The sequence below is a fragment of the Bacillus sp. ZY-1-1 genome (assembly GCF_003047165.1).
In the GTDB taxonomy this organism is placed as follows: domain Bacteria; phylum Bacillota; class Bacilli; order Bacillales; family Bacillaceae; genus Bacillus; species Bacillus velezensis.
Map to the genome: position 1 here is coordinate 656,848 of NZ_CP027061.1, position 14,515 is coordinate 671,362.

11 protein-coding genes are annotated in these 14,515 nt (G+C 47.1%); 10 read left to right on the top strand and 1 reads right to left on the bottom strand.

Translation table 11 applies throughout. The features are described 5' to 3' along the window. Window positions 1–167 precede the first annotated feature (167 nt). The gene (locus C5I45_RS03390; protein WP_103695162.1) at window positions 168–1,175 is read left to right on the top strand and encodes an LLM class flavin-dependent oxidoreductase; all 1,008 of its coding nucleotides are present in this window, start codon (window positions 168–170) and stop codon (window positions 1,173–1,175) included. Between the two features lie 34 nt (window positions 1,176–1,209). Here the strand turns inward: C5I45_RS03390 and C5I45_RS03395 are convergent, their stop codons facing one another. Next, window positions 1,210–2,298 (bottom strand): arabinose utilization transcriptional regulator AraR, encoded by a 1,089-nt coding sequence (locus tag C5I45_RS03395; protein ID WP_003151603.1) that lies wholly within the window; start codon window positions 2,296–2,298, stop codon window positions 1,210–1,212. Between the two features lie 255 nt (window positions 2,299–2,553). Between C5I45_RS03395 and C5I45_RS03400 the strand changes: the two genes are divergently transcribed. The 9 genes from C5I45_RS03400 (at window position 2,554) to C5I45_RS03445 (ending at window position 14,478) form a co-directional block, all read left to right on the top strand. Next, window positions 2,554–3,948, top strand: coding sequence for an arabinose-proton symporter AraE (locus C5I45_RS03400; protein ID WP_003151605.1), 1,395 nt, complete (start codon window positions 2,554–2,556; stop codon window positions 3,946–3,948). Between the two features lie 264 nt (window positions 3,949–4,212). Beyond that, complete coding sequence (cggR, locus tag C5I45_RS03405; protein WP_003151607.1) at window positions 4,213–5,247, top strand: gapA transcriptional regulator CggR; 1,035 nt, start codon at window positions 4,213–4,215, stop codon at window positions 5,245–5,247. A 33-nt stretch (window positions 5,248–5,280) separates the two neighbouring features. Next, window positions 5,281–6,288: a type I glyceraldehyde-3-phosphate dehydrogenase gene (gene gap, locus C5I45_RS03410; RefSeq protein ID WP_003151611.1), complete on the top strand. Its 1,008-nt coding sequence runs from the start codon at window positions 5,281–5,283 to the stop codon at window positions 6,286–6,288. Window positions 6,289–6,609: 321 nt separating this feature from the next. Next, a complete protein-coding gene (locus C5I45_RS03420) occupies window positions 6,610–7,794 on the top strand; it encodes a phosphoglycerate kinase (RefSeq protein WP_003151616.1) in 1,185 nt (394 codons plus the stop codon). 25 nt (window positions 7,795–7,819) lie between these two features. Next, window positions 7,820–8,581: a triose-phosphate isomerase gene (gene tpiA / locus C5I45_RS03425; RefSeq protein WP_003151618.1), complete on the top strand. Its 762-nt coding sequence runs from the start codon at window positions 7,820–7,822 to the stop codon at window positions 8,579–8,581. Beyond that, the gene (gpmI, locus tag C5I45_RS03430) at window positions 8,574–10,109 is read left to right on the top strand and encodes a 2,3-bisphosphoglycerate-independent phosphoglycerate mutase (RefSeq protein WP_003151620.1); all 1,536 of its coding nucleotides are present in this window, start codon (window positions 8,574–8,576) and stop codon (window positions 10,107–10,109) included. The genes tpiA and gpmI overlap by 8 nt, the downstream gene beginning before the upstream one ends. A gap of 27 nt (window positions 10,110–10,136) precedes the next feature. Further along, window positions 10,137–11,429 carry a phosphopyruvate hydratase gene (gene eno / locus C5I45_RS03435; protein ID WP_003151625.1) on the top strand — a complete coding sequence of 431 codons (1,293 nt, stop codon included), beginning with the start codon at window positions 10,137–10,139 and terminating at the stop codon, window positions 11,427–11,429. A gap of 168 nt (window positions 11,430–11,597) precedes the next feature. Then, on the top strand, window positions 11,598–12,878 hold the full coding sequence (locus C5I45_RS03440) for a M28 family peptidase (protein WP_043867438.1): 1,281 nt from the start codon (window positions 11,598–11,600) through the stop codon (window positions 12,876–12,878). A gap of 265 nt (window positions 12,879–13,143) precedes the next feature. After that, window positions 13,144–14,478 (top strand): nucleotide sugar dehydrogenase, encoded by a 1,335-nt coding sequence (locus C5I45_RS03445; protein ID WP_003151628.1) that lies wholly within the window; start codon window positions 13,144–13,146, stop codon window positions 14,476–14,478. The last annotated feature ends 37 nt before the right edge of the window (window positions 14,479–14,515 follow it).

Consider the following 14,515-nt stretch of genomic DNA (forward strand, 5'->3'; position numbering starts at 1 on the left):
CTGAATGTAATAGATTCATTCATACAGAGTTCACTAGTGACGACCGCTGACTGATTGTTCGAAGATCATCGAATCAAATTGTTTAACTCACGGGAAAAGCTGTGGTAAGGTGTGTGGTAGAGACCTTGTTTAAGATCTGCTTACACTAAACCATAAAGGAGAAAACGATGGCTGAACATACATTGAAAGATACTGCGTTTTCCGTATTGAATTTATCGCCGGTCGTACAGGGGGGAACGGTTGCTGAATCGTTCCGCAACAGCATGGATTTAGCGCGCCGCGCCGAGGAGTGGGGCTATAACCGCTATTGGCTTGCGGAGCATCATAATATAGAAGGAGTCGCCAGCTCGGCAACGGCGGTGCTGATCGGCCACATCGCCGGCGGCACGAAAAAAATCCGCGTCGGTTCAGGGGGCATTATGCTGCCGAATCATTCGTCACTTATAATCGCGGAGCAATTCGGAACCCTTGAAACGTTATATCCGGGGCGGATTGACCTCGGACTCGGGCGTGCGCCGGGTACCGACCAATTAACGGCGAGGGCCTTAAGAAGAAACATAAACAGCGGGGAGGATTTCCCGGAGCAGCTTGAAGAATTGAGAAATTACTTCAAACCGTCAGGCAATGTGCGCAATCAAGTCCGCGCCATTCCGGGCGAAGGGCTGGACGTGCCGATCTGGCTTTTGGGATCGAGCGGCTTCAGCGCGCGTCTTGCGGGAGAGCTCGGGCTTCCGTTCGCCTTTGCGGCTCACTTCTCACCGAAAAACACCGTGCCCGCCCTTGAGCTGTACCGAAGCTCCTTCCGTCCGTCAGACGTACTGGATAAACCGTACGCGATGGTCGGCGTCACCGTCATTGCCGCCGATACGGATGAAAAGGCGGAGCATCTGGCGACATCGCATTATCAAAGATTTTTAGACCTCGTCCGCGGCACGCCGAACCAGCTGAAGCCTCCTGTTGAAGACATGGATCAAATCTGGTCGCCGTATGAAAAAGCGATGGTCAATGAACAGCTCAGTTCAACGATCGTCGGCGGACCGGAGCGTGTGAAGGAAAAGCTGGAAAGCTTCATCCGGACAACACAGGCGGATGAAATCATGGTGAATTCAGAAAGCTTTGAGCATGCCGACAGAATGAGATCATTTGAGATCATCGCCGAATTAAAAAGCAGCTGAGCAAAAAAGCAATGTGCCGCGCACATTGCTTTTTTTATTCGCCGATCCGCCTGACGGAATTCCGGATGACGAGTTCCGGTTCATACACGACGTCATCCTTCTTCGGTTTTTTATGCTCTAAGCAGTCGATGACGTATTTTGCCGCCGCTTTCCCCATAATGGATTTCGGATGCTTGACAGAGGTGAGCTTCACCTCGGAAATCTGGGCGAAATGTGAATCATCATAGCCCATGATTGACACGTCATCAGGCACCTTTAAGCCGAATTCTCTGAGAAGATTAATCGTCTTCAGCGCAATTTCATCATTATAACAAAGAATGGCCGTCGGGTATGATCCGCTGTTTTGCTCAAGGGTATGCTTAATTTTTTGAAGAAGCACGGTTTCTTTTTCTTCAGTCGTGTAAGTCACGATCATGTCCGGAGACGGAAAAATCCCGCGCTCCCGGTGCGCCTGAAGATAGCCGTTCATCCGTTTGACGCCCTGCGTGTCATCCGCTTTAAAGATTCCCATAATGTGCGTGTGGCCGAGGGACATGACGTATTCGCAAGCCATCATGCCGCCTTTGACATCATTGACGGAAAAGCTCGGTGCGGCCAGCTCCGCATAAGAGGCGTTAATCATGGCAAACGGAATGCCGTTTTTCTCCAGGTTGAGATAGTAGCCGATGTTGGGCGTCTGCAGCGCGCTTTTCGTAGGCTCGACAATCAGCCCGTCTATATTTTTGGACAGCAGGTTTTCAAGGCCCCGCCGCTCACTTTCTGTATTGTTGTTGGTGCTCGTCAGCAGCATGGAATAGCCCTGTTCGCTTAAATAAGATTCAATTCCCCTGATGATGCTCGGGAAAATATAGTCTGATATGTACGTTGTAATGACACCGATCGTTTTGTTTGAATGCATGGCTGATTTCGCCGTGCGTGAAGCGACAAAGGTGCCTCCGCCCTGAACGCTGTACAGCAACCCCTGCGAGACCAAATCTCCGATCGCCTTTCTGATGGTATGGCGGCTGACCCCGAACTGCTGCATCAGCTCATTTTCCGTAGGCAGCTTTTCGTCCGGCTGTATTTTTCCCTGATTCAGCCATGAACAAATTTCTTCTTTTACTTGAGCATATTTCGGTAGCATATCAATTCCTCCAAAATGTATACGGACAAATTCCAGTATAACATAGTAAGCCCTTTCATCAAGCTGTAAAAATAATTGACAGATTGTGAAAAACTGCTTATTCTTTATTTGTACGTACTAATTTTCCTTATTTTTAGATAAAATTCTTTATAAGTACGTACAAATGTGGCGGTTCTGAAGAAAACAAAGCAACTCAAGCGCCGCACTCTGTTTTGTAAGCGTTTTTATTCTATTATTCGCGGGAGGGTAAAATTCATGAAGAATCACCCGGCACCAATTGGCTCAAATGTACCTGTCACTCGGCAGCATTCGAAGTGGTTTGTCATTCTCATCTCATGCGCGGCCGGACTGGGAGGGCTTTTGTACGGTTATGATACGGCGGTGATTTCCGGCGCCATCGGTTTCCTGAAAGATTTGTACCGCTTAAGTCCTTTTATGGAAGGGCTCGTGATTTCAAGTATTATGATCGGCGGTGTTTTCGGCGTCGGAATTTCCGGATTTTTAAGTGACCGGTTCGGACGGAGAAAGATATTGATGGCAGCGGCGCTGTTGTTTGCGGTGTCAGCGGTTGTCTCTGCGCTTTCTCAAAGTGTGTCTTCCTTAGTGATCGCCAGAGTCATCGGCGGTCTGGGAATCGGCATGGGCTCCTCGCTTTCTGTCACGTATATTACCGAAGCCGCTCCGCCGGCCATACGCGGCAGTCTTTCCTCACTGTATCAGCTGTTTACGATATTAGGGATCTCCGGCACTTATTTTATTAACCTTGCCGTCCAGCAGTCCGGCTCGTATGAATGGGGGGTGCACACCGGCTGGCGGTGGATGCTCGCTTACGGCATGATTCCGTCCGTCATCTTTTTTATCGTGCTGCTTATCGTGCCGGAAAGTCCGCGCTGGCTTGCGAAAGCGGGGCGCCGGAATGAAGCCCTCGCCGTGCTGACGCGCATTAATGGCGAGCAGACCGCGAAAGAAGAAATCAAACAAATCGAAACGTCTTTACAATTAGAAAAAATGGGTTCATTGTCTCAGCTGTTTAAACCGGGGCTGAGAAAAGCGCTTGTGATCGGGATTCTGCTGGCTTTATTCAATCAGGTCATCGGCATGAACGCAATTACGTATTACGGGCCGGAAATTTTCAAAATGATGGGCTTCGGACAGAATGCGGGGTTTATCACGACATGCATCGTCGGTGTCGTTGAAGTGATTTTCACCATTATCGCGGTTCTTTTAGTCGATAAGGTAGGCCGGAAAAAGCTGATGGGGGTCGGATCTGCCTTTATGGCGCTGTTCATGATCTTAATCGGGGCATCCTTTTATTTTCAGCTGGCGAGCGGTCCGGCTTTAGTCGTCATCATATTGGGATTCGTCGCCGCTTTCTGTGTATCAGTCGGGCCGATTACGTGGATCATGATTTCGGAAATCTTTCCGAACCACCTCCGCGCACGCGCCGCCGGTATTGCGACGATATTCTTATGGGGGGCCAACTGGGCGATCGGCCAGTTCGTGCCGATGATGATCAGCGGGTTGGGGCTCGCGTACACCTTCTGGATATTCGCCGTCATTAATATTCTCTGTTTCTTGTTTGTCGTGACGATCTGCCCTGAGACGAAAAATAAATCATTAGAAGAAATAGAAAAACTCTGGATAAAATGAAAGCGTTTTACGACAAAAGTCCGCTCCGGCGGGCTTTTGTCTGTCACCTTCATTCCGTTTCTGTATATAATGACTGTATAAAGGAGATACTGGTAAATCCTGCGAAGAATGTCGAGGAATTGACCTTTAACAGTTGAATTAACAATGTCATCCTGTTAAAATAATTAAAGAAAGCAGACATAATTTTTTTTGGCTATGATGGGACGTTTTTTGTCATAGCGGGACATTTTCTGTCCAGTATGAATAGGAAGGAACGTTTGAGTCATGAACCAGTTAATACAAGCTCAAAAAAAATTATTGCCTGATCTTTTGCTTGTGATGCAGAAAAGATTTGAAATCTTGCAGTATATCAGGCTTACAGAACCGATCGGCCGCAGAAGTCTTGCAGCCAGTCTCGGATTGACCGAGCGCGTTCTCAGAAGCGAGGTTCAGTTCTTAAAAGAACAAAATCTCATCGATATTAAAACAAACGGCATGACAATGACGGAAGAGGGCTATTCACTGCTTTCGATTCTGGAAGATACGATGAAGGATGTTTTAGGATTGACGCTTTTGGAAAAGACATTAAAAGAGCGGCTCAATCTGAAAGACGCCATTATCGTTTCCGGAGACAGCGACCAATCTCCTTGGGTCAAAAAAGAATTAGGGAGAGCGGCCGTTGCATGTATGAAAAAGAGATTTTCAGGCAAAAATATCGTCGCTGTAACCGGCGGTACGACAATTGAAGCCGTCGCCGATATGATGACGCCGGATTCAAAAAACCGCGAGCTCCTGTTTGTGCCCGCAAGAGGCGGTTTAGGCGAAGATGTGAAAAACCAGGCGAACACCATATGCGCGCATATGGCGGAAAAGGCTTCAGGCACTTACCGGCTTTTGTTCGTTCCCGGCCAGCTGTCACAAGGCGCCTACTCATCTATTATTGAAGAGCCTTCCGTAAAAGAGGTGCTTCACACGATTAAATCAGCGAGTATGCTCGTTCACGGAATCGGCGAAGCTAGAACAATGGCGGAGCGAAGAAACACGCCTTTGGAAGATTTGAAGAAAATAGATGACAATCATGCGGTGACAGAGGCATTCGGCTACTACTTTAATGCGGACGGAGAAGTCGTTCACAAGGTGCATTCAGTCGGAATGCAGCTCGATGACCTCGATGCCATTCCCGACATTATCGCGGTAGCGGGCGGATCATCAAAAGCAGAAGCAATCGAAGCTTATTTTAAAAAGCAGCGAAACACGGTTCTCGTCACGGACGAAGGAGCCGCAAAGAAGTTATTAAGGGATAACAGTCCCTCAATATAAATATCTCTCACTTATTTAAAGGAGGAAATAATCATGGCAGTAAAAGTCGGTATTAACGGTTTTGGTCGTATTGGACGTAACGTATTCCGCGCAGCATTAAACAATCCTGAAGTTGAGGTAGTAGCAGTTAACGATTTAACAGACGCTAACATGCTTGCTCATCTTTTACAATATGATTCCGTACACGGAAAATTAGATGCAGAAGTTAAAGTTGACGGCAGCAACCTTGTTGTTAACGGCAAAACAATCGAAGTTTCTGCTGAGCGCGATCCTGCGAAACTCAGCTGGGGCAAACAAGGCGTTGAAATCGTAGTTGAATCTACTGGTTTCTTCACAAAACGCGCAGACGCTGCGAAACACTTAGAAGCAGGCGCGAAAAAAGTTATCATCTCTGCACCTGCTAACGAAGAAGATATCACAATCGTTATGGGTGTTAACGAAGACAAATACGATGCGGCTAACCACCATGTTATCTCTAACGCATCTTGCACAACAAACTGCCTTGCGCCGTTTGCAAAAGTACTTAACGACAAATTCGGCATCAAACGCGGTATGATGACAACTGTTCACTCTTACACAAACGATCAGCAAATTCTTGATCTTCCGCACAAAGACTACCGTCGTGCGCGTGCAGCAGCTGAAAACATCATTCCTACATCAACTGGTGCTGCTAAAGCAGTTTCCCTTGTTCTTCCTGAACTGAAAGGCAAACTGAACGGCGGAGCTATGCGTGTGCCGACTCCAAACGTTTCTCTTGTTGACCTAGTTGCTGAACTTAACAAAGACGTAACGGCTGAAGACGTAAACGCAGCTCTTAAAGAAGCGGCTGAAGGCGATCTTAAAGGAATCCTCGGCTACAGCGAAGAGCCATTAGTATCCGGAGACTACAACGGCAATGCTAACTCTTCTACAATCGATGCTCTTTCTACAATGGTTATGGAAGGCAGCATGGTAAAAGTAATCTCTTGGTACGATAACGAAAGCGGCTACTCTAACCGCGTTGTTGACCTTGCAGCTTACATCGCAAAACAAGGTCTTTAATTCATAGCTCCCGGAAAGGGCCGGACTTGGTTCTTTCGGACAGAAACGCTATAATGAAAGCGGACAAGGGAAGGGGACGGACTCCCTTTCCCTTTTTCCATGAGAACCGGCTTTCAGAAAGCGCCGGATTGCTGCAGAACGTCCGCGTTTTGAAGTTTCCGCGGCACTTTCGTTTTCTGAGCCGCCTGCCCTGGCTCAGAAGACGATCTGCCCCGTGCCCGGAAGCTGCAATCTGCCCCGCGGCGGAAGCATCATGAGGCGGTTTCACGTTTCACGTTTTTCGTGCTATGCAAACCATTTTGAAGGAGGATCTCCTAAGGCATGAATAAAAAAACAGTAAAAGACATCGACGTAAAAGGCAAAGTCGTATTCTGCCGCGTTGACTTTAACGTTCCAATGAAAGACGGGGAAGTAACAGACGATACTCGTATCCGAGCTGCGCTTCCAACAATCAAACACCTTGCAGACCAAGGCGCGAAAGTCCTTCTTGCGAGCCACTTAGGCCGCCCGAAAGGCGAAGTGGTTGAGGAGCTTCGTTTAACTCCTGTCGCTGCACGCTTAGGCGAACTGCTCGGAAAAGAAGTGAAAAAAGCGGATGAAGCTTACGGCGATGCTGTAAAAGCACAAATTTCTGATATGAAGGACGGAGACGTTCTTGTATTGGAAAACGTACGTTTCTACCCTGGTGAAGAGAAAAACGATCCTGAGCTTGCTAAAGCATTTGCTGAGCTTGCGGATGTATATGTCAATGACGCATTCGGTGCTGCCCACCGTGCTCACGCATCTACAGCCGGAATTGCCGAGCATCTGCCGGCGGTTGCAGGATTCCTGATGGAAAAAGAGCTTGACGTTCTCGGCAAAGCCGTGACAAATCCTGAGCGCCCGTTTACGGCAATCATCGGCGGCGCGAAAGTAAAAGACAAAATCGGCGTAATCGAAAGTCTGCTTGATAAAGTGGACAACCTGATCATCGGCGGAGGTCTTGCTTACACATTCGTAAAAGCGCTTGGCTATGAAGTCGGTAAATCTCTTCTTGAAGAAGATAAAATCGAACTTGCAAAATCATTCATGGACCGCGCGAAAGAAAAAGGCGTTAAATTCTATATGCCGGAAGACGTTCTCGTTGCTGATGATTTCTCTAACGATGCAAACGTTCAAATCGTGCCGATCTCTGAGATCCCAAGTGATTTAGAAGCGATCGACATCGGAACGAAAACCCGCGAAACGTACGCTGAAGTTATCAAAAACAGCAAACTTGTCGTATGGAACGGACCTATGGGCGTATTCGAAATCGACTTGTTCGCTCAAGGCACAAAAGCAGTGGCTGAAGCATTGGCAGAGGCAAACGATACATACTCTGTCATCGGCGGAGGAGACTCTGCGGCAGCCGTTGAAAAATTCGGCCTTGCTGACAAAATGAGCCATATCTCAACAGGCGGCGGCGCATCCCTTGAATTCATGGAAGGCAAAGAGCTTCCGGGTGTAGCTGCGCTGAACGATAAATAAAAACTGCTATAAGGAAGTGGAACAGATGAGAAAACCAATTATAGCCGGTAACTGGAAAATGAACAAAACACTCGGCGAAGCTGTCAGCTTCGTTGAAGAAGTGAAATCTTCCATTCCAGCAGCAGACAAAGCGGAAGCCGTTGTTTGCGCACCAGCTCTTTTCTTAGAAAAGCTGACTTCTGCTGTTAAAGGAACTGACCTGAAAGTCGGCGCCCAAAACATGCATTTTGAAGAAAACGGTGCGTTCACAGGTGAAATCAGCCCGGTCGCTCTGAAAGACCTTGGCGTGGATTACTGCGTCATCGGACACTCTGAGCGCCGTGAAATGTTCGCTGAAACTGATGAAACAGTTAACAAAAAAGCGCATGCCGCTTTTAAACACGGCATTGTGCCGATCATTTGCGTAGGTGAAACGCTTGAAGAGCGCGAAGCCGGAAAAACAAATGATCTTGTTGCCGATCAAGTGAAAAAAGGGCTTGCGGGTCTTTCTGAAGAGCAAGTAGCCGCTTCCGTTATTGCGTACGAGCCAATCTGGGCAATCGGAACAGGCAAATCTTCTACAGCGAAAGATGCAAACGACGTCTGCGCGCATATCCGTAAAGTCGTTGCTGAAAGCTTCAGTCAGGAAACTGCTGACAAGCTCCGCATTCAATACGGCGGCAGCGTAAAACCTGCAAATATTAAAGAATATATGGCAGAGTCCGATATTGACGGTGCTTTGGTCGGCGGCGCAAGCCTTGAACCGCAGTCATTCGTTCAATTATTGGAGGAAGGTCAATATGAGTAAAAAACCAGCTGCACTCATCATTCTTGATGGGTTCGGATTACGCAATGAAACAGTCGGAAACGCAGTCGCACAAGCGAAAAAACCGAATTTCGACCGTTATTGGAACCAATACCCTCATCAGACGCTGACGGCATCAGGCGAAGCAGTCGGACTGCCTGAAGGACAGATGGGGAACTCTGAAGTCGGTCATTTAAATATCGGCGCCGGACGTATTGTGTACCAAAGCTTAACACGCGTGAACGTTGCCATCCGCGAAGGCGAATTCGAACGCAATCAAACGTTCCTTGACGCCATCAAAAACGCGAAAGACAACGACAAAGCGCTGCACCTGTTCGGCCTTCTTTCTGATGGAGGCGTACACAGTCACATCAATCATTTATTCGCGCTGCTGAAACTTGCGAAAAGTGAAGGACTGACGAAGGTGTATATTCACGGTTTCCTCGACGGCCGCGATGTAGGTCCGCAAACGGCGAAAACTTACATTCAGCAGCTGAATGAGCAGATCGAAGAAATCGGTGTCGGCGAAATCGCCAGCATTTCCGGACGCTACTACTCCATGGACCGCGACAAACGCTGGGACCGTGTGGAAAAAGCGTACCGCGCAATGGCTTACGGCGAAGGCCCGTCTTACCGCAGCGCGATGGATGTAGTCGACGATTCTTATGCGAACGGCATTCATGATGAATTCGTCATTCCGTCCGTCATCACAAAAGAAAACGGTGAACCCGTTGCGAAAATTCATGACGGCGATTCTGTGATTTTCTATAATTTCAGACCAGACCGCGCCATCCAGATTTCAAACACGTTTACCAACAAAGATTTCCGCGATTTCGACCGCGGTGAAAATCATCCGAAAAACCTGTATTTCGTCTGCCTGACTCACTTCAGTGAATCTGTTGACGGATATGTGGCTTTTAAACCGGTAAACCTTGACAATACGGTCGGTGAAGTATTAGCACAGCACGGGTTAAAACAGCTTCGCATTGCAGAAACTGAAAAGTATCCGCACGTTACGTTCTTTATGAGCGGCGGCCGCGAAGAAGAATTCCCGGGCGAAGAGCGCATCCTCATTAACTCGCCGAAGGTCGCGACATATGACCTGAAGCCTGAAATGAGCGCGTATGAAGTGAAGGATGCTCTTGTAAAAGAAATCGCGGCTGACAAGCACGACGCGATCATCCTGAACTTTGCAAACCCTGACATGGTCGGCCACTCCGGAATGGTCGAACCGACGATTAAAGCAATTGAAGCAGTGGACGAATGCTTAGGCGAAGTGGTTGACGCCATTATCGCTAAAGGCGGACATGCCATCATTACCGCTGATCACGGTAATGCGGACATTCTGATTACAGAAACAGGCGAACCGCACACTGCCCATACGACAAACCCAGTCCCTGTCATTGTGACGAAAGAAGGCGTGACGCTGCGCGAAGGCGGAATCCTAGGCGACCTCGCACCAACGTTATTAGACCTTCTCGGTGTTGAAAAACCGAAAGAAATGACCGGAACATCTTTAATTCAAAAATAAGCGTAAATCAAAAGGAGAGACAAACTCATGCCATACATTGTTGATGTTTATGCACGCGAAGTCCTTGACTCCCGCGGCAACCCGACAGTTGAAGTTGAAGTATATACAGAAACAGGAGCTTTCGGCCGCGCATTAGTGCCAAGCGGAGCTTCTACAGGTGAATACGAAGCGGTTGAGCTTCGTGACGGCGACAAAGACCGTTACCTTGGAAAAGGCGTGTTAACTGCTGTTAACAACGTAAACGAAATCATTGCTCCAGAGCTTCTCGGCTTTGACGTAACTGAACAAAACGCAATCGATCAGCTTTTAATCGAGCTTGACGGTACTGAAAACAAAGGCAAACTCGGTGCGAACGCAATCCTTGGCGTATCTATGGCTTGTGCGCGCGCAGCTGCTGATTTCTTACAGATTCCTCTTTACCAATACCTTGGAGGATTCAACTCAAAAACGCTTCCTGTACCGATGATGAACATCGTAAACGGCGGAGAGCATGCTGACAACAACGTAGACATTCAAGAATTCATGATTATGCCTGTAGGCGCGCCTAACTTCCGTGAAGCGCTTCGCATGGGCGCTCAAATCTTCCACAGCCTGAAATCAGTTCTTTCTGCTAAAGGAATGAACACAGCTGTAGGTGACGAAGGCGGATTCGCTCCGAACCTTGGTTCTAACGAAGAAGCGCTTCAAACAATCGTTGAAGCAATCGAAAAAGCCGGCTTCAAACCTGGCGAAGAAGTGAAGCTTGCTATGGATGCTGCATCTTCTGAGTTCTACAACAAAGAAGACGGCAAATACCATCTGTCTGGCGAAGGCGTTGTGAAAACATCTGCTGAAATGGTTGACTGGTACGAAGAAATGGTTTCTAAATACCCAATCATCTCTATCGAAGACGGACTTGACGAGAACGACTGGGAAGGCCACAAACTTCTTACAGAGCGTCTTGGCAAAAAAGTTCAGCTTGTCGGTGACGACCTTTTCGTTACAAACACGAAAAAGCTTGCTGAAGGTATCAAAAACGGCGTAGGCAACTCTATCCTGATCAAAGTAAACCAAATCGGTACATTGACTGAAACATTCGATGCGATCGAAATGGCGAAACGCGCAGGCTACACTGCCGTTATCTCTCACCGTTCCGGTGAAACTGAAGACAGCACAATCGCTGACATCGCTGTGGCAACTAATGCAGGACAAATCAAAACAGGTGCTCCGTCCCGTACGGACCGTGTTGCGAAATACAACCAGCTTCTTCGCATCGAAGATCAGTTGGCTGAAACTGCTCAATACCACGGTATCAACTCTTTCTATAACTTAAATAAGTAATGTAATGGACGCCGGGAGAATATCTCCCGGCGTTTTTTTATGGTCCCGGGCTTTTCCCTCCTTTTTCATCATCTTCATTTGGTCAATAATATTCATTTTTCCCCTTTTTAAAGGAATCAGTGTTCTTCAATCGAAAGGGAAGAGGTGTTAATAAGAGGAGGGATTATGATGAAATTTTCATTTATGTCAGCCGCGGTGGCAGCAAGCGTCATATGGGGCGCGTCTGCCGGGCCGCTGTCCGAAACTCATGCTTATTCAACTGTGACCGCGCCGGTTTTTGATGCTGATGAGGCATTGGACACTATGCATGATCTGAGTGAAACCATCGGTCCGCGGGAAACCGGAACTGCGAAAGAAAAGGAAGCGGCTGAATACATATCGAATCGTCTGCGGGCTCAGGGCGCCAGTGTCAAAGTACAGTCATTTCCATTGAAAAAGTACTTTTCAGGTTCAGTCACAGCGGGAGATCATGAATTCCCGCTCCGCTCCGCTGATCAATCCGCTGTTGAAAAAGAGCTCAAAATAGAAGGCGGGATTTTTGACGGCGGCTGCGGATCACGCAATGACGTAACAGGAGCCAAAGGAAAGATTGCAGTGATACGCGAAGGAAAGATCCCCGTTTCTCAAAAGATCAAACATGCCGAACAAGCGGGAGCCAAAGCAGTCATTATTTATAATCAGACAACAAAACCGCTCGCCGTCCGTCCGCATACCGATAAAGGAATCACGATACCGGCGGCGGGTATGAAAAAAGAAGACGGTGAAGCATTGCTTCAGGAAAAGAAGGCAGTCATTCAATTTAAAAACTATAAAAACCGCACCTCACAAAATATTATAGGAACGCGCAAAGCGGCACAGGCCAACTCTTCTGATGCTGATATTATTTATGTCACAGCGCATTATGACAGCGTAAAAGGCGCGCCCGGAGCGGATGATAACGCCTCAGGCACATCTGCCGTTCTGGAAATCAGCAAGCAACTCAAACATATACCGAAAGACAAAGAGATCCGCTTTATCCTGTTCGGTGCAGAAGAATTATGGTCTGCGGGTTCATCTTATTACGTCAGTACACTCACGAACAATGAAAGAAAGCACAGCCGGGCCAATTTTAATGCCGATATGATTGCGACTGACTGGGAAGAAGCGAGTCAAATGTGTGTCACGACTCCTGACGGCAGGGAAAACCCGAGTGTCCGGTATGCTGAAAAAGCCGCTGAAAAATCCCGGTTGGTCAAGCCAAACCTGATTCAGCTCGGTTACTCAGACCATGTCTCTTTTTATGAAGCGGGGATTCCGTCGGCTAACTGGATTTGGCTCAGCCCCGATACACAGGAGCCGGGGCCCTGGTACCACACCGAAAATGATAATATGAAACACATCAGCAAAGAACGGCTAGAGAAAGCTGGAGCACTCGTTTCCGCGGCAGTAACTGAGGCAATGAAGGAATAAAAAACAGGCTTCGGCCTGTTTTTTTATATTATTTTCTGTATATTCTATCAATTAAGGGAGATTTTCTCACTCGTTACCAGATATATACCATTTAACAGGATTTTATTTTACAAATAAAAGAAAAATAAATAGATAATACCTAATTCACAAAAGGATGTAAAACTCATTTATCAAATTTTAACTTTTGTTATAATTGCGATATCGATCGATATTTGTTTTAAATTGTAAAAAACAATACTCTTTTCTATCTATTAGGGGGCGAAAAATGAATACTGTCACAAAAGAAGCCAGCAACCTTGGTCAAAAACGGCTGTTACATCTGATTGAAACGAAGCAGGCGATAGTAGGCGTGTTAGGCATGGGATATGTGGGATTTCCTCTTGCGCTGGAATGTGTCGATAAAGGATACAATGTTATCGGATTTGACAAAAACAGTGAAAAGGTTTCCTTGTTAGCCGCCGGAAGCAGCCATATTCAAGATATAGAGGACGGCAGACTGAACTCGGCTTTACAAACAAAACGCTTTCAAATCAGCGCCGACATGTCGCTCATCCAAAAATGCGACATCATTGTGATATGTGTGCCGACACCCCTGAACAAAAAAGACAAGATCCCCGATTTAACCTACATCGACAGTGCAGTTGACAGCATGATCGCTTATGGAAGGCAGCATCAGCTTTTAATTTTAGAAAGCACCACCTATCCCGGAACAACGAAAAAAAAGATTGCCGACAGAATGGCATCAAGCCGCGGCATGAAAATAGGAACAGACTTTTTTACGGCTTATTCTCCGGAAAGAATCGATCCGGGCAACAGGCAATATGAAGTTTCAGATATTCCTAAAGTAGTCGGCGGAACCACACAGACTTGCACAGAACTTGCCTCAGCGTTTTACAACACCATTGTTACAAGCATTCACCCGGTCACCTCACCCGAAGTAGCTGAAACAGCTAAACTCCTAGAGAATACTTATCGTTATGTCAATATAGCTCTTATCAATGAAATGGCGCTTAATTGCCGTGAACTTGATATTGATATATGGGAAGTCATCTGCGCGGCGGACACGAAGCCGTTCGGCTTTCAAAAATTTATCCCTGGCCCCGGAGTCGGAGGCCATTGTATCCCGATTGATCCTTTTTACTTCAAATGGATCGCGAATGAAAAAGGGCTGCAGACAAAATTAATTGATCTGGCGGACGAAATCAATTCTAACATGCCGATTTCTGTCTCTGACTATGCTTTGAAACTGGCGGGCAAAGACAAATGCAGCATCTTAATAATAGGGGCCGCTTATAAAAAAAATACAAATGACCCGCGTGAATCCTCAGTGTTTACGATAATGGAAGAATTGATGGACAAGGGATGCGCGATTGATTATCATGATCCGTTTATCAGCGAGATCCGCTTGAATGACGGAAGCCGCAAACAATCTGTCCCTTTCACAAAAGAACAAATCAATCAGTACGACGTCATCATCATTCATACAGATCACGATGTAATCGACTACAGTATTTTGAAGGATGCCTCACCGATTATCTTTGACACAAGAAATGTATGCAGGGAAAAATCAGCCGACAATTGCAGAGTTGTCACTTTATAGGAGGGAACGGTCATTAGTAATCGATTTATCTCTTTTC